General features: G+C 46.5%; 13 protein-coding genes and 1 pseudogene. 5 read left to right on the top strand and 9 right to left on the bottom strand.

The annotated features are described in order from the left end of the window. The first annotated feature begins 722 nt into the window (after positions 1-722). The gene (locus tag MJ611_RS11960; RefSeq protein ID WP_250430034.1) at positions 723-2,489 is read left to right on the top strand and encodes an APC family permease; all 1,767 of its coding nucleotides are present in this window, start codon (positions 723-725) and stop codon (positions 2,487-2,489) included. A 336-nt stretch (positions 2,490-2,825) separates the two neighbouring features. Here MJ611_RS11960 and MJ611_RS11955 read toward each other — a convergent pair whose 3' ends face one another. The 6 genes and pseudogenes from MJ611_RS11955 to MJ611_RS11930 form a co-directional block, all read right to left on the bottom strand. After that, positions 2,826-3,503 (bottom strand): DUF2490 domain-containing protein, encoded by a 678-nt coding sequence (locus tag MJ611_RS11955; RefSeq protein ID WP_250430033.1) that lies wholly within the window; start codon positions 3,501-3,503, stop codon positions 2,826-2,828. Between the two features lie 134 nt (positions 3,504-3,637). Continuing rightward, positions 3,638-4,420, bottom strand: coding sequence for a heme ABC transporter ATP-binding protein (locus MJ611_RS11950; RefSeq protein ID WP_250430032.1), 783 nt, complete (start codon positions 4,418-4,420; stop codon positions 3,638-3,640). A 4-nt stretch (positions 4,421-4,424) separates the two neighbouring features. Then, positions 4,425-5,462 (bottom strand): annotated as a pseudogene (locus MJ611_RS11945) (FecCD family ABC transporter permease). Beyond that, positions 5,446-6,336 (bottom strand): heme/hemin ABC transporter substrate-binding protein, encoded by an 891-nt coding sequence (locus MJ611_RS11940; protein WP_250430031.1) that lies wholly within the window; start codon positions 6,334-6,336, stop codon positions 5,446-5,448. Before MJ611_RS11940 ends, MJ611_RS11945 begins: the two are co-directional and overlap by 17 nt. A gap of 56 nt (positions 6,337-6,392) precedes the next feature. Continuing rightward, a complete protein-coding gene (locus MJ611_RS11935; protein ID WP_250430030.1) occupies positions 6,393-8,750 on the bottom strand; it encodes a TonB-dependent receptor in 2,358 nt (785 codons plus the stop codon). A gap of 110 nt (positions 8,751-8,860) precedes the next feature. Then, on the bottom strand, positions 8,861-9,388 hold the full coding sequence (locus tag MJ611_RS11930; RefSeq protein WP_250430029.1) for a hypothetical protein: 528 nt from the start codon (positions 9,386-9,388) through the stop codon (positions 8,861-8,863). A gap of 452 nt (positions 9,389-9,840) precedes the next feature. Between MJ611_RS11930 and MJ611_RS11925 the strand changes: the two genes are divergently transcribed. After that, on the top strand, positions 9,841-10,002 hold the full coding sequence (locus MJ611_RS11925) for a hypothetical protein (protein WP_250430028.1): 162 nt from the start codon (positions 9,841-9,843) through the stop codon (positions 10,000-10,002). Positions 10,003-10,579: 577 nt separating this feature from the next. Here MJ611_RS11925 and MJ611_RS11920 read toward each other — a convergent pair. Continuing rightward, positions 10,580-12,910 (bottom strand): GH92 family glycosyl hydrolase, encoded by a 2,331-nt coding sequence (locus MJ611_RS11920; RefSeq protein WP_250430027.1) that lies wholly within the window; start codon positions 12,908-12,910, stop codon positions 10,580-10,582. A 30-nt stretch (positions 12,911-12,940) separates the two neighbouring features. After that, entirely contained in the window at positions 12,941-13,330 is a 390-nt protein-coding gene (gene gloA2, locus MJ611_RS11915) for an SMU1112c/YaeR family gloxylase I-like metalloprotein (RefSeq protein ID WP_250430026.1), read from the bottom strand. A gap of 337 nt (positions 13,331-13,667) precedes the next feature. On the opposite strand from gloA2, the gene MJ611_RS11910 reads away from it, so the two are divergent. Genes MJ611_RS11910 through MJ611_RS11900 form a run of 3 tightly spaced genes read left to right on the top strand, consistent with a single transcriptional unit; the run spans position 13,668 to position 16,886 of the window. Continuing rightward, on the top strand, positions 13,668-15,110 hold the full coding sequence (locus MJ611_RS11910; RefSeq protein ID WP_250430025.1) for a glycoside hydrolase family 125 protein: 1,443 nt from the start codon (positions 13,668-13,670) through the stop codon (positions 15,108-15,110). Positions 15,111-15,163: 53 nt separating this feature from the next. Beyond that, positions 15,164-16,141 carry an isoaspartyl peptidase/L-asparaginase family protein gene (locus MJ611_RS11905; protein ID WP_250430024.1) on the top strand — a complete coding sequence of 326 codons (978 nt, stop codon included), beginning with the start codon at positions 15,164-15,166 and terminating at the stop codon, positions 16,139-16,141. Further along, positions 16,122-16,886 carry a copper homeostasis protein CutC gene (locus MJ611_RS11900; protein WP_250430023.1) on the top strand — a complete coding sequence of 255 codons (765 nt, stop codon included), beginning with the start codon at positions 16,122-16,124 and terminating at the stop codon, positions 16,884-16,886. The genes MJ611_RS11905 and MJ611_RS11900 overlap by 20 nt, the downstream gene beginning before the upstream one ends. Before the next feature lie 16 nt (positions 16,887-16,902). On the opposite strand, the gene MJ611_RS11895 is transcribed toward MJ611_RS11900, so the two are convergent. After that, on the bottom strand, positions 16,903-19,164 hold the full coding sequence (locus MJ611_RS11895) for a GH92 family glycosyl hydrolase (protein ID WP_250430022.1): 2,262 nt from the start codon (positions 19,162-19,164) through the stop codon (positions 16,903-16,905). Positions 19,165-19,720: the final 556 nt, after the last annotated feature.

Below are 19,720 nucleotides of genomic sequence, written 5' to 3'. Positions count from 1 at the left end.
GAAGTTAAGCCCCGCTGCGCCGATGGTACTGGAGTCACATCCGGGAGAGTAGGTAGCCGCCAACCCCTTCAACCACAAACGCCCCCTGTCCAAAGCAGGGGGCGTTTGTGGTTTTTAGCTCATGAGCATCAGCTAGCCGGTGCCAGAACTAGATAGTACCACGCTCCGCACTACTGCAGCCCGCATAAAGCCGGCAGCCAGCACCATCAAGGCAATGAAAGAGCCCCTGACCCAAGAGGAGCAGGGAATTTAGCGGAGAAAGTAATCCTGCTTGTGTTGCTCTCTTCTTGAACGGCTTATTGATTACTTAATCAAGGAACGGCACTCCTTTAATAGAAAGGATGAAGTGGCAAGTAGAAATAAAGCCTTGTAGTCTAAAGAGGCAGGGTTGTAGGTGTTTATAGCTTATCAGCTAAAGACCTCTATTATATAAAAATCATTGAAGGCAGGGAAAAGCCCGTCTATACAAATTGCAGAGGCTTTTTCCTTGCCATTCTATTATTATTCTTGTTTTCTGATAGCTCCTTCTTACTGGTTGTTATAGCGCGGTTTTATCAAAATCGCCATCGAAATTTTCTCCTCCCACTTCCCCTGCTTGATTAATCGACGCTCCAAAACTGTTATCTCATAGAATCAGAATTATTGATTGTTACTAACATCTGCAAAGCTTCTGATAACATATCTGTACTTATCGTATACAGATAGCATATCTAAACAGACTTATGGCAAAAGATCTTTCCAGTTCCGCTTCTTCTACACACGCTCCCAAGCTTAAAGAATTAGCTGCTACATCCATATGCGGAAACGATATAACATCCTCTTGTCTTTATGTTTCAGCGCTGGCTATCATATATGCGGGCCAGTATGCGTGGGTGGCTCTTTTACTGGTAGGCGGTGTTCTGTATCTCTTCAGGAGTATTTATGGTGAAGTGGTAGGCGCTCTGCCACTGAATGGGGGAGCTTATAATGCACTGCTCAATACAACCAGCAAGACTACGGCCTCTCTAGCCGCCTGCCTTACATTGTTGTCTTACATGGCCACAGCTGTTATTTCTGCCAGCGAGGCGATGCATTATGTACATCATTTATGGGAAGGACTTCCTATTATACTAGCTACCATAGGACTTTTAGCATTCTTTATGGGGCTTACCATCATGGGAATAGGTGAGTCGGCGATTGTTGCCATTGTTATATTTCTAATTCATATCTCTACTCTCACGCTTTTGGTTGTAGTTGGATTTCTGTATTTCTTTAGCAATGGGTTTGATATGTTAAATATGAACTACAGCCAGCCTTTGGAAGGAAGTATTTGGAATGCTCTTTTTTTTGGTTTTGCGGCTGCTATGCTTGGAATATCAGGTTTTGAGAGTTCGGCTAATTTTGTAGAGGAGCAGGCCCCAGGTGTTTTCCCGAAAACGCTACGAAACATGTGGTTAGCTGTAACGATTTTCAACCCACTAACTGCTTTTTTGGCCATAGCCATACTTCCTTTGGCATCTGTAGCTCAAAATCAGACTGCTTTACTGGCATATCTGGGTGAAATAGCCGGCGGAAACTGGTTGGCAACAATTGTTTCTGTTGATGCTGCACTAGTGCTTAGCGGTGCTGTACTAACTTCTTATGTAGGTGTGACGGGATTGGTTCAGCGAATGACATTGGACCGCTGTTTGCCTCAGTTTTTGCTAATTACGAATAAAAGGGGATCGGCATATCTCATCATGATCTCGTTCTTTTTGCTTTGCGTGTCTATCCTTTTTATAACGAGTGGAGATATAGGGGCATTAGCGGGTGTCTACACTATTTCTTTTTTGTCTGTAATGACCTTATTTGGGTTTGGCAACATACTGCTAAAGCTGCGCAGAAACCGATTGCCAAGGCCAGTCAGAGCATCCGGTATGGTTTTACTCCTGGCGATCTCTGCTGTGTTAGCAGCCTTGATAGGGAATGCCATACTTAACCCAGCCTATGTATGGGTTTTCCTGAAATATTTCATACCCACAGCTGCTGTTGTATTTATAATGCTCTATAGAATAGAGCTACTAATTTTATTTACTTACCTGTTGCGGCAAGTGGAGCGCCCTCTAAGGAAAATATTACCATTTAAATCGTATACCACGTTGCGCCTGATAAATACGATTAGATCGCAACAATTCGTGTTTTTTACAAAGGGAGACAATATTGCCAACCTTAATAAGGTGATGCGGTACATTGTTGAGAATGAGCACACTAATAGATTAAAAATTGTCAACGTGTTGCAGGAGGGTGAACAGCCTCCTAAAAAATTAATGCACGAGGTAGAAGTATTAGATCTGGCATATCCCGAGCTTGAAGTAGATTTTGTTATCCTAAGAGGACACTTTGGTCCTGAACTGATCAGGGATTTATCAATTAAATGGGGAATACCGAAAAATTTCATGTTCATTGGCTCCCCTGGAAATAGCTTCCCTTATGGCTTACAGGAGCTGGGTGGGGTGCGTCTGGTAATCTGATCGTAAATCAAATAAAAAGATCTAGGTTATTTTACCCTGCACAATAGTTGTCCTGCTTCCCCAATGCTCAAAGCCAGTTACTAAACGAGAAGGTACATATGAGCTAAGATTTTAGCAGAACATACTTGGGGCTATGGGAAGTTATTCAAAAAGTACATCTGTAGTTGATCTGTAATTAAGCTCGGTGATCTTATCGGTATAAGTACCGTGTACTGGTATCAAGCTTTGAAACAAAAAACTAAAGCTACTGCTAGCGGAGTACCTGTCAGGTAAGCACTATACTATACTATACTATACTATACTATACTATTTCCTAGCTTTAGTTTAGTCTTTATCCTAGTATAATTGCAGCTTATGAGAAACACTCAGCCTTGCTACATCCCTATTGAAATAGTTTGAGCCAGATGGACGTTGCTGGTGCCATTTCATGTATCCAAGTTCTAGTGCCAGAGCTGGCGACACTTCCCACTGCACACCACCATACAGTCTGTTTTGGTCAAACGTATTATACTCGATGCTCTTCCCAGCATTCAGCATCACCTCATCAGACACTACTAGCTTTACTTCCTGAGTTTCACCATGCCAAAGCGGCACTTCGCCCTGTAGCCTATAGCGGAAACGAAAGTTGAAGCGATAACCTGACGCAAGCTCATCTTCAATTGTTTTTCTGATAAAGCGCTCCTCCAGCCGGTATTGGTGATTCAGCTTCACTTTTCCAATTTCCTGCTTTAATGTAATATCCTGCTGCGGCCTTAACTCAGGTACAACAAGGTCACTTTCAGGATTCTGCGGATACTGTTGGGCATAGGTAAACCCTAGCGTAGCATCAATTTGAGGATGAAAAGTATACCTTACGGCTGAGCGGAGCGAAAACGTTTGCTCCCTGAACTCAGAAAGAAAAACACGGTTATCCACTTCAGCAACAAATGCCACCCGTTCACTCAGCTGCAGCCGGTTACTGTACCGTACCCACCCGATACGCTGATATGTTACCTGCTTTCCTGACTGTGCCATCAGGCTTGCTGGTAACAGGTATAAAAACAATAAAATACAACGTAGATATCCTCCGGCTGACATTAGTTTTAAATTAGCGAAATTGTCTTTAAATATAATATTTATTAAATACAGCAGTAGTTAAAACTCATTACCTATTCAAAAAACAGGTACATCGCTTCCTTTTCTTTATGCTCTACAATAAAAGGATTCAGCCTGTAAGCAGCTTTGATATTCTCCGTGGTAAGCACTTCTCTGCTGGTGCCCTGTGCCAGAACTTTGCCCTGATTTATAAGCAGGATCTTATCAGCAAATTTGGCTGCCAGGTTCAGGTCGTGTACAACGCCTACGACCACCAGGTCCTGGTGCTGAAGCAACTCCATGATCTGGTGCATAAACTGGAACTGGTAATGAACATCCAGGAAAGTCAGGGGTTCATCTAAGATCAGGTAGCGGTACTGGTCATTAACCGGGTACCAGATCTGGCTGGCAACACGGGCAAAGTGCACCCGTTGTTTTTCACCGCCGCTCAGGGTCATGTAATTTCTGTCTGCCATGTCCAGCACATCAAAGAAGCGCATCGCCTCTTCACATGCCATGTTGTCTTTCTGGTCGGGCTTGCTGCTGAAATGCGGGTAACGGCCCATCATCACCACCTCCCATACTTTCAGTGGAAAAGCCAGATCAATGTTCTGTGAGAGTACCGATCGTATTTTAGCTAGCTCCAAGTCCGTGTAATCCTGCAACGGCTTTTGTCCATACGTTACAGCTCCCTGCGCAGGCTGCAGTTGCTTGCACAGCACCTTCACTAACGTTGATTTTCCGGCACCGTTCGGGCCGATTATCAGGTTCAGTTTGCCGGGTTCGAACGTGGTAGTAACATCATCCAGCAGCACCTTGTTGCCGATCTTATAAGTAATATTCTGTACTGAAAGCATGAAATTAGAAGTAATAGTTTTTCTTTCTTAAGAGCAGAATGAACACCGGCACACCCACTACAGAAGTTACTATGCCGATGGGCAATTCGGCAGGCTGTAAAACCAGGCGCGCGATCAGATCGGCAAGGCTCAGCAGAACGCCGCCTGCTATGGCACTCCCCAGTACCAGGTAGCGGTTATCGGAACCTCACATAATGCGGAGCAGGTGGGGCACGATCAAACCGATGAAACTAATCACGCCTGTAAAAGCAGTGGCTACGGCCACCATCACCACGTTGATCAATAAGATCGTGAGCTTTAAGCGCTTGATGTTGATGCCGATGAATTGCGCTTCCTCTTCGCCAATCATCAGTGCGTTCAGGTGCTTGGTATACTTCAACGCCAATGAAATGCACACCACCGAAGTAAGTCCAACGATCAGTACCGAATGCCAGTTAGCACCGGACAGAGTACCCAGCGTCCAGAATGTGATGGAGCGGGCCTGCGGGTCGCGGGCCATGTACGACATAAAACCAACACCGCTTATAAAGAGCGCATTGATCGCAATACCTGTTAGTAGCAACGCCACGATAGAGCTTTTACCGGTATGCTTCGACTTGGCAAGTATAAAAACCAGGAAGGTGGCTACTATACCTCCCAGGCAGGCCGCTATCGGCAACGCCCATTCTCCAGCTGTGGGGATTTGGAAAGCAGAGCCTAACACAAAGTATAGTGCTGCGCCAAACGCAGCTCCACTGGATGTGCCAACCAGGCCCGGCTCCACAATCGGGTTCCGGAACAACGATTGCATTAAAGCGCCGCCAACTGCCAGGCTTGCCCCTACAACCACACAAAGTATAGCCCTCGGTAACCGGATCTCCATAAAGATCCTTTCGTTCAAAGTCATACTTTCCGACGAAGTAAACCAGTTGCGGATGGAAGTATAAATTTCCTGCAGCGAGATCTCCACAGCCCCGTAGCGGATCGAGAGAAGTGTTACGACAAGCAGCAATAAGAGCAGGATCGGGTATACGCCTGTATACTGCTTATTGAACCTGCTCATCCGGATGAATTAGTTTTTGAAGTGCCAGAACATTTTTGCCGGTGCGTGGTCCGAAATAAATAAGGTCGTGCTCCTCCACCCGGTAGATGTGGCCGTTCTTGAACGCTTTCGTGCTCGAAACACCAGGCAGTTCGCTTATTTTATCGGATGATCCTTTCAGGCGATCGTAGCCAAAGTCGGTTAGCAGAATCACATCGGGATCGGACTTGGCTACCACTTCTGCGGACAACTGCTTCATCGCTTTCGGGTCGTCTACGGCCATGGTGCCGCCTGCCCATTCTACCATTTTAGCACCTGTGTTCTTTTTCGTTACCACCAGGTACACGTTACTTGCCTGCCCGAAATGGATCACCAGAACTTTAGGCTTGTGCTGGTAGGCTTTGGCTTGCTCCATGGCAAGTTTCATGTCGGCATCAAGTATGCGGCAAAGGGAATCAGCCTGCTTTTCTTTACCGAAGTAGGAGCCTATTTCGCGCATCAGCAGTATGGTGCTGTCGAGGGTGCTGGCTTTAACAGAAAATTCCTTCATCGGGATATCCAGCTGCTTTAGCTGGCTCACCACATGGTCCGGTCCAATGCTGCTGTGCCCATCGTGCAGGATCAGGGTTGGTTTGGCTGCTAAAAGGCCTTCCAGGCTCAGTGCCCGATGGTAGCCAACAGTAGGCAGCTTTTTTATAGCAGGCGGATAGGTACTGGATATATCTACCGCCACCAGATTCTTTTCAGCACCCAAGGCATACATGATCTCGCTGTGCTGCTTTGATACAGAAACGATACGCTCTCCCTTAACCTGCTGATCTTCTTCTTTATTGCCGAAACGGCCGCACGACGCTAGTCCGATTGCCAGTGTAGCGCCTAGTATATACTTGTTCATGTTTATCTGTTTATAATAAGCCGGAAGTAACAGGCAGTTACTCCCGGCAGGATGGTTTATAGTTTATAGCTGAAAGTAAAGCCGCCGTAGAACGTAGCTTTGTAAGCGGCAGGCAGGTAGATGTTCGGGTTCTTTGCAGATGCACTGTAAGCACTCAAGAAAACCATGTTGTAGTACAGGCTTTCTGTCAGGTTATTGCCTCCTGCATACACATCAAACTGCACATGGTTGCCTATACTTTTGCGCCAGCCCAGTTTGGCATTCAGCAACGAGTAGCCCGGCGCTGTATGGGCATTATCAAACGTGATCGGCATATCGGATACATACTGATAGGTTGCCAACAGGTAAATGCCAGGTCTCGTACTGATATCGATTCCTGCGTTGAAGTTATGCTCTGGCACACCCATGACCGAATTCCCGGAATAATCTACCGTACGCTCGTTGTTGTTATTGTCGCTTTTGAAGTTATCGTAGGTGAAATCAGAGTAAGTATAATTTGCAAACGGCCTTACCAGCATTACAAATTTCGTATTGTCATCAACAACAGAATAGTTTACAGCAAGTTCAGCACCCCTGTTTTTCTGGCTTCCGGCATTAACGCTGTAGGAGTATAACACAGTACCTGAGGTGGGGTCTGTTATAGCCTGTGTTGTCAGCTTATCGCTCACATTCAGATCAAACAAAGCTACCTGGTATGATAACTTCTTATCCAGCAGGCTTCCTTTGCTGCCAACTTCATACTGCGTACCTTTTTCCGGTTTAAGATCAGTTAATACCTCACCTGTGGCAGGCACCACCACGTTGCCAGACGTAGGCGGCGAGTAGCCCTGGCTTACCGAAACATAAGCTGTTATATTTTCTCCGAATACCTTTTGCAGGGCAACACGCGGTGTTACAAAGGGCTTAAAAGTTTTGTAGCCAGACTGGTCTTTGTGCGTTTTGTTTGCAGAATTTGTAAGCTTATCGGTAATGCCATACTCGATGATATTGCTGCTGGCACCGCCTATCAAAGTAAAGTTACGGGGCAGTTGCAGGTTCCATTCAGTAAACAGGGAGTATTGCTGGCCCGCTACTTCCAGGTCGGTCGTAATGCCGCCAAGTACACCGTCGGCCATGGCATTGGTCTTTTTGAATGAGTTGGTTTTCTGATACTCACCACCCACAGTACCGGCCAAGCTTAATACTTCGCCAGTAAAGTTCAGGTTAAATTCGGTTCTGCCGCCAAAGTTACTTGCCATGTTACTGCTAAGGCCTGCCGCAGAAGACTGGCTTTGCTTGTAATTGCTGAAATAGGCGCTGGTTACGTTGCTTATATACTTAGAGAAAGTATAGTTGTGCGATACCCCGGTTCTAAAGCTTTCATACCCGATGTGCCCGTTGTTAGCCAGATACTTCGCTTCGCCTTTGTTTTCTTTGTTAAAGAAAGAGGCACTGTCCATTTGCCCGGCCAGTTGGTCGTAAGAGTTGTTGTAGGAAGTATAAACGGAAAGCGATTGCTTGTCGCTGCTTCTGAAGTCGCCTATAAACGTGGCGAAATCCTTTTTAGAAGCACTGTGCACGCGGTAGCTGTCGTAGTTCTGATGGCCATAGTTTACCATAACGGAGGCCTTATCTGAAGCATTTTCCATGCGTGTGTTGGAGCGCCACAAACCATAGCTACCAGCCATGGCATCCTGAACAATGCGCGTAGCTTGCGGCGCAGGTTTCAGGGTATACATCTTCAAAACACCACCAATGCCGGTGCCATACAAGCTGGAAGCAGGGCCTTTTATGACTTCAACCTTGCCTAGCGTGCTGTAATCAATGTCGTCGTAGCTGGTTATACCTTCGGCATCTGTAACCGGTATGCCATTTAAATAGGCCTTAATGCCTGCGCCGTTAAAGTTAACCGGGTTACCCGATCCAGCCGGATAACCATAACCCCTGATCACTACACGCTGGCCACCGGACATGGTGCGCTTTTCCATGCGCACGCCGGACACCAAGTTGATGGTGTTCTCAAGAAAAACTCCCTCGTTGCGGGTAAGCTCTCGGCGGCTCAGCAAACCTATGGACTGCGGCTGCTTTAAATTAGCGTTGTTAGTAGGGCTGGAAGCACTTACTTCTACTTCGTTCAGGTTATTATCAGATGGTATAAGCCCGATCTGAAGTAACTGTCTACAATCTTTTACAATGCCGGTATAAGTTTCGTAGCCAATGTACTTTATCGTAATTGATGTAGTGCCGTAGCAATCCAGCTCAAATTCACCTTTGTTGTTGGTGATGGTTCCGGCTGTTTCGGATACGATGATACTTGCTCCCTCCAGAGCAGTATGACTATAGGCATCAAATATTCTGCCTTTTAGCGGGTTGTTTTGTGCAAAGGCTGTAAAGGATAACAGGGCACAGACAACTATAAGAGTATATCTTTTCATGAATATGGTTTAGTCTGGACAATAGATTATTTAGTGCATGCATGTATAAGCATGGCATATTTCAGATAAGTGCCTGACATCACTTTCTGACTTTATATGCAGGAAATAAACTAAACCAGCCTGGGAGGAGGAGAGGCGATATCCAGGGCGAGGGATTGAAGAGATTCGTCTACCGGAGGCAGGAAACTATAATTAACAACAGGTACAGTTATGCGGACAACATACTTGTTGTCATAGAACTTTTTGTAGAAGCTTTTCAGCAGTTTTTTAGCCGAGTTGTGTTTCTTTGAGTGCGCCAGATGTTCTTTTACCAGCTGGTCGAGCATGGCAAAAAGCTGCGTTTCTTCCACATCCGTAATGCAGTAGTAAAATACAGTATCATCCTTTGTTTCTGTTTTTACAACATCATACATGCTGCCCTTATACAGAAACTCTTTGCCTTCTCTCTTCCAGTCAAGCTTTCCCTGTTCATTTATACTTACAGCAATAACATGAAGCTCATCTGCCGGAATGCGTTGTTTGATCTGGTTTTTGATCTCACTCCTGATTTGCTGCTGCAGCACAATAAAGACAAAGTAGTATCCAACACTGTTAAAAGTGAAAACAAAAAGCAGACATATGGCTAGTATTCGTTTCAAAGCTGAAGTTGGTACACTAATATAGTTGATATATGGTGTTTTCCGAATGCCTCAGGTATTTTTCCGAAAAATAAATCAGTGCAAGTTTTCTGCTTCATCTCTTGCAGAGCTTTATTGTGTTGTAACAACGCTGAAGACAAAGCTGGCGCATATAATGGAGCCCCAATACCCTCGTCGAACAAATTTTTACTTCTAAGAGGCAGAAGACAGCAAGAGTTCAATGTCTTGGTAGTGCCTAAGTACATATAAAAGCTCCTCAGTGTTAAGTATGGTGTTTCTTATCTCACAAAAACTACTGGTTAACCCATCCTGACGAAGAAGATTTAATTCATCTTTTTACCCCCAATGCAGAAAATAAAAAGTTTAGATTGGTTTGAGCGTATAAATAAGATCACAACAGAATTGAGGGCTTAGCACGGTCCAATAATCAGTTATAAATAAATCAAAATACAATGAGTACCAGATCAAGAGACCAACAGAAGAAGCAGCGCCAAAAAGAATTCAAGGAGAGGAAAGAGCATCAGGATTCCCTTAAAGTTGCGGCAAAAAATGCTAAACGTGCTTCATCTAGAAAGGATGATGAAAAGGATCTGAAGTCTGACACCGAAGACTAAGCTTACCTTTTTATGCCAAAACATTATACAGTTCCCTGCTTTTATGATGTAGAAATTAAGATTGGTTACTGAAGCTTATAAAGCAAAAAAGGCTCTCAGCATTAACTGAAATTCTTTTGAATAGATCAAAGGATACAATTTTTGATTTTTATTCACAGGGATTTGGAAGCTCTTAAGGGGCTTTTGGTGGAGGAGACAAGCTAATTATACCTGTCCTGATTCCGTCAAGGAACAGCGGCTGAATGCAAAACTAACCGTGCTTAAAAAGAAGAAAGACCTGCTTGAAGAGTTTGGTACTAAAGGATCGAATTATCGAACTTTATCCACCAAGATTTAGCTTCTTTCATAGAAATTCTAAATAAATACGACTTCTGAAATCTCTTTAGTAGTATAAGGCTATTGTTCAAGATATATGCATGTTTATATCCATCCACATGCGGCTTCAGTTTTTCGCGTTTTTATTAGGCAAAGAGGAAGAAGCTTCTCAAATTGAATGAGAAGCTTCTTTTATTTTCAAGTGCGAGTTTCGCGCCTGTAAGTAAGTTATCAAAGTGAGTACTGCTTGATAGAAATAAAGCTATTGTTTCAGGTTTTGTGACAGCTTCCTGTCACTGGAGAAAGAGTAAGGAACCGCTGCATCAAGTGTGCCGCGACTCTTATTTGGCCTAGCTCCCAAGTCAAATTTAAGCTTACCGCCCTTCAGGATGTCCTCATGCGAGATCCAGTTCTTCTCATACTTCTTCCCATTAAGCGTAGCTTTCTGAATATATAGGTTTTCCCTGCTGTTGGCCGGGGCTTCTATCACAAACTCTTTTCCGGTCTCTAATTTTATAGTTGTTTTCTTGAACAGCGGGGCGCCCATTACATACTGGTTTACAGCCGGCGTGACCGGATAGAAACCCATAGACGAGAAAATGTACCAGGCCGAGGTCTGCCCATTGTCTTCGTCGCCGCAGTAGCCGTCTGGGGTAGGCAGGTACATGCGGTTCATGGTTTCTCGCACCCAGTATTGCGCTTTCCAGGGCTCCGCGGCATAGTTGTAGAGGTAGATCATGTGCTGAATAGGCTGGTTACCGTGTGCGTACTGACCCATGTTGGCAATCTGCATTTCGCGTATTTCGTGGATGACGCTGCCGTAGTAGCTCTCGTCATATTTTGGCGGCAGGGTGAACACTGAGTCCAGCTTTGCTACAAAGTTTTTTTTGCCTCCCATCAGGTCGATTAGCCCCTGCACATCATGGAAAACCGACCAGCTGTAGTGCCAGCTGTTACCCTCGGTAAAGGCATCGCCCCATTTAAACGGATTAAATGGGGACTGAAAAGTACCGTCCTGGTTTTTGCCGCGCATCAGTCCGGTGGCAGGGTCGAAGAGGTGACGGTAGTTCTGGCTGCGCTTCGCATAAAGTTCTATTTCTGTCTGAGGTCGATTAAGCGCTTTGGCTAGTTGGTAGATGGCAAAATCATCATAAGCATATTCCAAAGTGCGGGCAGCATTCTCGTTGATCTTTACATCATAAGGTACGTAGCCCAACTTGTTGTAGTACTCAGCACCGGCTCGGCCAACGGCGGTAATAGGGCCTTCGTTGTTGGCTCCGTGCAGCAGGGCTTCATATAAAGTGTTGATGTCGTAGCCACGCAGTCCTTTCATATAAGCATCAGCTACCACTGAAGCAGAGTTGTTGCCGATCATGATGTTGGCGTAACCCGGACTAGACCACTCCGGCAGCCAGCCACCTTCCTTGTAGTCGTTTAGCAGACCGGCCTGCATTTCTTGGTTTATACTTGGGTAAGCCAGGTTCAGGAAAGGGTATAGCGCTCGAAACGTATCCCAGAAGCCGGTGCCGGCAAAACGGTAGCCAGGGTATACCTTGCCGTCATAAGGGCTGTAGTGTACAGCATTGCCATTAGCATCGAGCTCGTACATTTTATGCGGGAAGAATAGCGTGCGATAAAGACAACTGTAGAAAGTGCGTAACTGCTCATCGGTTCCGCCCTCTACGATTATGCGGCTCATGGCCTGGTTCCAGAGCGCTTTTGCTTTCTGTTTCGTAGCTTCAAAATCATCATTTGCCAGCTCACGCTTCAGGTTAAGCTCAGCCTGCTCCAGGCTGATGAAGGAAGACGCCACACGTAGGTTTACTTTCTCACCTTTGAAGGTTTTAAAACCAATAATGGCACCGGCATGATTGGCGCTCATCTCCAGCTTGTTTTTTACCAGTACTGAGTCGTGCCAGGTGTAGGCCAGGGTAAAAGGCTTATCGGCATAAATAACAAAGTGGTTCTTGAAATCCTTGGGATTGCTGCGTGCGTTTTTGGTTGTATAGCCTATGATCTTGTTCTCTGCCGGAATCACTTTTACATAAGAGCCTTTGTCCAGCGCATCGATCACAATAAACGAGCTATCGGATTGCGGGTAGGTGAAGCGGAACTGGGCAGCGCGTTCTGTCGGGGTAAACTCGGTGGTTACGTCGTGATCGGCAAGGTATACGCTGTAATAGTAAGGCTTGGCCACTTCCGATTTATGAGAGAACCAGCTGGCACGATCATCCTGATCAAAGCGGAGTTTGCCGGTTACCGGCATGATGACAAACTGGCCATAGTCGTTCATCCAGGGCGAGGGCTGATGGGTTTGTTTAAAGCCCCTGATCTTATCTTCATCATAAGTATAAGCCCAGCCATTGCCCATTTTGCCGGTTTGGGCCGTCCACAGGTTCATGCCCCAGGGCACTGCTACGGCAGGGTAGGTATTACCGTTTGAGAGGCTCACTTTCGAGTCTGTTCCCATCAGTGGGTTTGCTAGTTCTTCCGGCTCAAATCGTGGTTTTTTCTGTTGCGCCAGTATAGAAGCTGGCGAGCCAAGTATAATTGCCAGGGCTATCAGGGCAGTGCAAAGTATAGGTTTTTTCATGAGGTGCAGGTTAGAAGTAAAGTATAAGATTTAGCTTTCATAGAATTCGATTGGAAGATCGTCCGGATCGCTGATAAAAGTAAAGCGTTTGCCGGTATGTTCATCTGTTCTGATCGGCTCTGGAACTATCGCTTGTGCTAGCAAGGCTTTAACCGTTTCATCCAGGTTATTCACTTCAAAAGCAAGGTGGCGGAGGCCGGTTGCTTCGGGTCTGGAAGGTCTTTTAGGAGGGTCAGGAAAAGAAAACAGCTCCAGTACATACTTGCCATTTAAAGCCAAATCTAATTTGTATGACTTCCTGTCGTGCCGGTATACTTCCTGTAACACGTCAAGTCCTAGAGTACTGGTATAAAAAGCTTTTGACCTTTCGTAGTCAGAGCAGATCAGGGCTACATGATGTATTTGCATCAGTTTAAGCATAGAAACATGTATTTGAAAAAGAAAATGTATCAGTTGTGCAATTTCCTGTAATTAAAGGCAGATCAGTTAAGCAACTAAATATAGTGAAATCAAAGTAAGAATGAATTCGCCTGCTGTTTCTACTTGGTTTATCACATTTATTGGTAGAGGTGTTAGCATCATCGATTTCATCAATTTGTTTCTATTCGATCTTTCCTATATATTCCGACTGGTAACGATTGATTTCTTTCACTTCGGCCCGTTAGTAAGACAGTGTTCCAGCAAGAATTTGTCTGCCTGAATATCGGGTTCTTCTAAAGTATAAAATGGCATTTCCAATCAGCACATGCACTAAACCATGCCAACCAGGAGAGAATTTGTAAAGAGCAGCAGTATTGCAGCGGCAGGCCTTGCTGCCACTGGGTTTGCTTTTATGTCGTTTGCGCAGAAAGGCAGGTATACCAGCCAACGTCCTGTAACAAAAGAGCGGAACTTCACCAGCAAAGCAGTAGAGAATACCATCAAGGCAGTAAAGAAAGACATTGCTGATGAAGAACTGGCCTGGATTTTTGAGAACTGCCTGCCCAGCACATTGGATACCACTGTTACCTACCAGGAGAAAAACGGAAGGCCCGACACTTATGTGATTACAGGCGACATCGATGCCATGTGGTTGCGCGACAGCTCAGCACAAGTATGGCCCTATCTGCCGCTGATGAAAAAGGATAAGCCGCTGCAACGCCTGGTGGCCGGCGTCATCAACCGGCAGACGAGCTACATCCTCAAAGACCCTTACGCCAATGCCTTCTACAACGACCCTACCAAAGAAGGGGAATGGGCAAAAGACCTGACCCAGATGCAACCTGGCGTGCACGAACGAAAGTGGGAAATAGACTCGCTGTGTTACCCGATCCGGCTATCCTACCATTACTGGAAAACCTCCGGCGATACCAATCCTTTTGATGCCAACTGGGAGAAAGCCATGAAACTGGTGGTAAAGACATTTAAAGAACAGCAGCGAAAGGAGGGGAAAGGTCCTTATAAATTTCAAAGGGTAACAGGCTGGCAAACTGATACGGTGGCAGGTGCGGGTTATGGCAACCCGATCAAACCTGTGGGGCTTATTTGCTCCACGTTCCGCCCATCCGACGACGCTACTACCTACCTGTTCCTGGTACCATCGAACTACTTTGCCGTTACATCGCTGCGCCAGCTGGCTGAGATGAGTGAGCAGCTGAAACAGGATAAAACTTTTGCCGCAGAATGCAGGGCACTGGCCAACGAAGTAGAGAGGGCGCTGCAGCAGTATGCTGTAGTCGAACACCTGGAGTATGGCAGAATCCACCCGTTTGAGGTGGACGGGTATGGGAACAACCTGTTTATGGACGACGCCAACATCCCGAGTTTACTGGCCCTGCCCTACCTTGGCTGCTGCGCTGCCGATGACCCGGTATACCTGAATACCCGCCGGTTTGTGCTGAGCAATGACAACCCCTGGTTCTTTAAAGGCAAGGCAGGCGAGGGAATCGGAGGACCGCATGTTGGCACGGATATGATCTGGCCGATGAGCATCATTATGCGGGCCATGACGAGTACGTCAGATGAGGAAATACAGAACTGTCTTTATTCTCTGAAAACGACTCATGCCGGTACGGGCTTTATGCATGAAACCTTCCATAAAGACGATCCGGCAAAATTTACCAGAAAGTGGTTCGCCTGGGTGAATACCCTCTTCGGCGAATTGATTCTGAAGCTCCATGTCGAGCGTCCGCACCTGTTAAAGCATAAATATAAAGTATAGCAACTTTTAAGATCTATCAATTAGCATACCCTGACCATCTTCAAGTATAACCCATGAGCACCAGACGAAAATTTATAAAAATATCAGCCCTAGGAGCGACCTTTTTGAGCGGAGGCTTTCAATTTGCCAGTGCCTTTGGCGGAACGCTGAGGCAAGGGAAAAGCAACAAACCTGTCGTTATCTCTACTTGGGACCACGGCATGCCTGCCAATGAAGCTGCCTGGAAAGTGCTGACTAAAAACGGTAGCGCGTTGGATGCGGTAGAGGCCGGAGTGCGCGTGCCGGAAGCCGACCCGAATGTACGAACCGTTGGCTATGGTGGCTACCCGGATCGAGAAGGAAAAGTGACCTTGGATGCCTGTATCATGGATAAGGACAGCAACTGCGGTGCTGTGGCTTTCCTGCAGCACATCAAACACCCGATCTCAGTGGCCCGCAAGGTGATGGAAGACACGCCTCACGTGATGCTGGTAGGAGAGGGAGCCTTGCAGTTTGCCTTATCGAAAGGATTTAAAAGAGAGAATTTGCTGACGCCTGCCTCCGAAAAAGACTGGAAAAACTGGCTCAAAGAATCCAAGTATAAACCGGTCATCAACATCGAAAACCACGATACCATTGGCATGCTGGCTTTAGACGCAAACGGAGACCTGGCAGGCGCCTGCACTACCAGCGGTGCAGCCTATAAAATGCATGGCCGCGTCGGAGATTCGCCTATTATCGGTGCCGGTTTGTTTGTAGATAATGAAATAGGAGCTGCCACGGCCACGGGGTTGGGCGAAGCTGTGATCCGGATGGTGGGTAGCCATTTGGTGGTGGAACTGATGCGCCAGGGCAACTCGCCGGAAGATGCCTGCCGGCTGGCTGTAGAACGGATCATCGCGAAGCAAAAAGATGTGAAAGACCTGCAGGTAGGTTTTATTGCGCTGAACAAGAACGGCGAGTATGGCGGCTACTGCATACACAAGGGCTTCAACTTAGCGGTGCAGGATAAAGCAGGAGCCAAGCTGTTAGATGGAAAGAGCAAGTTCTAAATTGATGCCGGTGCTGGAAATATGCGTGGACTCTGTTGCTTCTGCCATTGCAGCTGAGCAGGGCGGAGCACAGCGCGTGGAGCTATGCGATTACCTGGCTGGTGGCGGCACCACGCCCAGTGCCGGCATGATTGAGGTGGTTCGTCAAAGTATAAGTATAGCCCTGCACGTACTCATCCGCCCGTGCAGGGGGGACTTTCTTTACTCGGATGCGGAATTTGATGTGATGAAGAAAGATATTGCCCTATGCCGCAAGTTAGGTGTAAATGGCGTGGTCATCGGTGCCCTGACCAAGGACGGAAGTATAGATAAAGCCAGTACAGCCGAATTGATCGCGCATGCCGGACCGATGAGCATCACGTTTCACCGAGCCTTCGACTTTTGCGTTGATCCCCTTAAAGGGCTGGATGATTTGCTGAAACTGGGTGTAAATCGTTTGCTTACCTCAGGCCAGCAGGAAACAGCCTTGCAGGGAGCCGCGCTGATCCGGGAACTGCACGAAAAAGCGGCCGGTAAAATGATCATCATGCCCGGAGGGGGAGTAACGCCTGCCAATTTGCAGAATTTAATAAGTATAACTGGTGTGCGCGAAGTACATGCTTCCGTGCGTACATCTGTCGAAAGCGACATGCAATTCCGCAAAGATTACCCGCTCATATCGAGCTACAAGCAGCTCTCTGAGTTCGAGCAACTGGTGGCAGATGAGTCGCAGGTAAGAGCCCTTCGCAAGGCTTTTAAAGTATAATATTATACTTCTGTTTCTACTCCACTATCGACTTCGGTCGGTCTTCTTTAACGGTCCCCCAGGTAGTGCTTGGTATACTTCCCATCTCAAAAATCAGCTTGCCGCCCTGCATCAGGTCCCGGTGCAGGATGTAGGCTTTTGTGTAGGGTTTGCCATTGAAGGTTACACACTGAATGTACTTATTTTCCGGGCTGTTATGCAGGGCTTCTATCTGAAGGGATTTCCCGTTAGGTAGTGCTAAGGTAGCCTGCTTCACCGCAGGGCTGCCAAACACATAAGCACCGTTGGCCGGATTGACCGGATAAAAACCAAGTGACGAGAAAACATACCAGGCCGACATTTGCCCCACATCCTCATTGCCGATCAGGCCGTCTGGTTTAGCAGTATACATGTTGTCGACGATAAACCGGACTTTTTCTGCTGTTTTCCAAGGTTGCCCGGCATAAACATAGAGGTAGGTGATATGGTGACTGGGCTCATTTCCATGCGCATATTGCCCGATCAGGCCGGTAATGTCGTTAGAGGCTTCCTCTCCCATATCGCCTTCGGCAGTAAACAGCGAGTCGAGCTTTTGCGTGAAAGCTTCTTCGCCGCCTAACAGGCTCATCAATCCTTCTACATCCTGTGGTACCAACCAGGTATACTGCCACGAGTTGCCTTCGGCATAATCATCTTTGCGATGTGCTGACCTGAACGGATCGAATGGCGAGCGCCATTCATTCTGCGAAACGCGGCCGCGCATAAAACGGGTTTGCTTGTCGAAGTAGTTTTCATAGTTTTTGCCGCGCTTGCTGAAGTATAGATACTCCTCTTGTTTTCCCAGTTTTTTTGCTACCTGTGCAATGCTCCAATCGGCAATGGCATACTCCAGCCCTTTGGCCACGCTTTCCACCTCTTCGTCGGCAGGTATAAACCCTTGTTTTTTTACCCACGGCAAGCCGAACTCCTCGCCCATGGCGGTAACTTTCATGGCTTCAAAAGCCAACGCATGATCAAAACTGTCAAAGCCTTTTAAAACAGCGTCCGCCACTACCGGCACGCTGCTGTAGCCCACCATGGTATTGGTTTCGTTGCCCATCAGGTGCCATACGGGCAGCTTGCCCTGTTGCTGGTAAATGGCCAGCATAGAATTGATCATATCGTTTACACGGTCTGTATGCAGGATGGTAAACAAAGGGTGTGCTGCCCGGTAGGTATCCCAAAGCGAAAAGGTGGTCAGGTTGGTGAAGTTCGCCTTCTCGTATACTTTCTTATCTGTGCCGCGATAGTCTCCGTTGTGGTCGTTAAAAACAGAAGGTGCGATCATCGTATGATAAAGCGCAGTATAGAATGTTTTCAACTGCGCTTCGTTACCGGTCTGTATCCGCACTTTTTGCAGCTCCCGGTTCCATGCGGCATCGGCCTGGGCTGCTACCTTTCCAAAGTCCCAGTGCGGAATTTCTGCTTTGATGTTTGCTAATGCATTTTCGGCGCTGACTGGGGATATGCCCACTTTCATCTTTATCTTTTCGCCCGCCTTCGTTGTGAAATCGGCCACGCCTTTTATACGTTTTCCTTTGGAGCCAACCACGGCGTTGCCCAGCGAATCGGTTACCTGGAAGCTGGCAAAGCGGTCCATGGGCCTGGAAAAAACGGCTGCAAAGTATACACGCTGGTCCGCAGCCCAGCCTTTGGAGAAACGGTACCCAACTAACGTGCTGTCGTTGAGTTGCTCGATAAACGTCTCCATGGGCTGGTCCCAGCCAATGCCTTCTTCCAGGTCAATAAGGATATGCGCCTCTTCTGACTTCGGGAAAGTATACTGATGAAAACCAATCCGTTCTGTAGCTGTAAGTTCCGCTTTTATACCATATCGTTTCAGCTTAACGGCATAGTAACCCGGTCTGGCAATTTCTTCCTGGTGCGAGTAAAGTGATAAAAAGCCTTTCTCAGGCTCTTGGTGTGTTCCTTTCAGAAGCTTCAGCATGCCTGTGGTCGGCATCACGGCTAAATCACCCAGATCTCCAATTCCGGTGCCACTCAGGTGGGTGTGCGAAAACCCAACGATCGTAGAGTCGGAGTAATGATAACCCGAGCACCAGTCCCATCCTTCGGTAAGGTTATTCGGCCCCAGTTGCACAGCCCCAAACGGCACATTGGCTCCCATAAACACGTGCCCATGATAACCAGTGCCGACATAAGGATCAACATGCTGTGTCAGGCTAGGAGCTATACTTTGTTCAGGGTTCTTTTTTATACTTTTACATGCTGTAAATGCAGTAATGCCGAAGGCTAGCATAACCATCGATTTTATAAAAGCAGGGGCATTTCTCATTCAGGGAAATTTAGGTAATTGCAGAAAATACCTTGTGAATACAAAGCCAGCCTGAAGATATAAAAAAGCCGTTTTAAAATAAGTGCTCTCTACAAATGTAACGTAGTCGACTTTTTAAATATAGCTCATCATAAACAAACTTTGAATCATGCTGATATTGGTTATAACTGAAAACTTGGTAGCTATAAATTCATTGAAAGGTTCGAGGGCTTTGACTGCTAATCACATACCGCAAAGAAAGCCCTGAACAGGACATATAAAAATCGGCTGCGTTTATCACCAAGCTGTTTTAAGATAGTTAATACAAAATTGGTTTAAAGCGACATTCTAAGTTCTTTCTTATCTTTTATTTAAGGTATTTTCAGGTTCTTTAAACTATATCCGTGCTAACTGGTATATCCTTTACCAAATGGTAATTCATCCTATATATTCCAGAACCTGTCATTTATTAACTCTTACTTGGTTGGGATTAGCGTACAGGTTACTTATTAGGTATTTGTGTACAACTGATTCAATTTAA

The organism is Pontibacter ruber, assembly GCF_023630205.1.
GTDB classification, from domain to species: Bacteria; Bacteroidota; Bacteroidia; order Cytophagales; family Hymenobacteraceae; genus Pontibacter; species Pontibacter ruber.
Note: the sequence above shows the minus strand (reverse complement) of the source record. Positions and strands in the feature narration are given on the sequence as shown.

Bases quoted from the DNA above. Each gene is read 5' to 3' on its own strand.
- MJ611_RS11900 (WP_250430023.1), top strand. From the start codon at position 16,122: ATGGAAAGAGCAAGTTCTAAATTGATGCCGGTGCTGGAAATATGCGTG.
- MJ611_RS11935 (WP_250430030.1), bottom strand. From the start codon at position 8,750: ATGAAAAGATATACTCTTATAGTTGTCTGTGCCCTGTTATCCTTTACA.
- MJ611_RS11960 (WP_250430034.1), top strand. From the start codon at position 723: ATGGCAAAAGATCTTTCCAGTTCCGCTTCTTCTACACACGCTCCCAAG.
- MJ611_RS11940 (WP_250430031.1), bottom strand. From the start codon at position 6,336: ATGAACAAGTATATACTAGGCGCTACACTGGCAATCGGACTAGCGTCG.
- MJ611_RS11950 (WP_250430032.1), bottom strand. From the start codon at position 4,420: ATGCTTTCAGTACAGAATATTACTTATAAGATCGGCAACAAGGTGCTG.
- MJ611_RS11905 (WP_250430024.1), top strand. From the start codon at position 15,164: ATGAGCACCAGACGAAAATTTATAAAAATATCAGCCCTAGGAGCGACC.
- MJ611_RS11955 (WP_250430033.1), bottom strand. From the start codon at position 3,503: ATGGCACAGTCAGGAAAGCAGGTAACATATCAGCGTATCGGGTGGGTA.
- MJ611_RS11920 (WP_250430027.1), bottom strand. From the start codon at position 12,910: ATGAAAAAACCTATACTTTGCACTGCCCTGATAGCCCTGGCAATTATA.
- MJ611_RS11895 (WP_250430022.1), bottom strand. From the start codon at position 19,164: ATGCTAGCCTTCGGCATTACTGCATTTACAGCATGTAAAAGTATAAAA.
- MJ611_RS11910 (WP_250430025.1), top strand. From the start codon at position 13,668: ATGCCAACCAGGAGAGAATTTGTAAAGAGCAGCAGTATTGCAGCGGCA.
- MJ611_RS11925 (WP_250430028.1), top strand. From the start codon at position 9,841: ATGAGTACCAGATCAAGAGACCAACAGAAGAAGCAGCGCCAAAAAGAA.
- gloA2 (WP_250430026.1), bottom strand. From the start codon at position 13,330: ATGCTTAAACTGATGCAAATACATCATGTAGCCCTGATCTGCTCTGAC.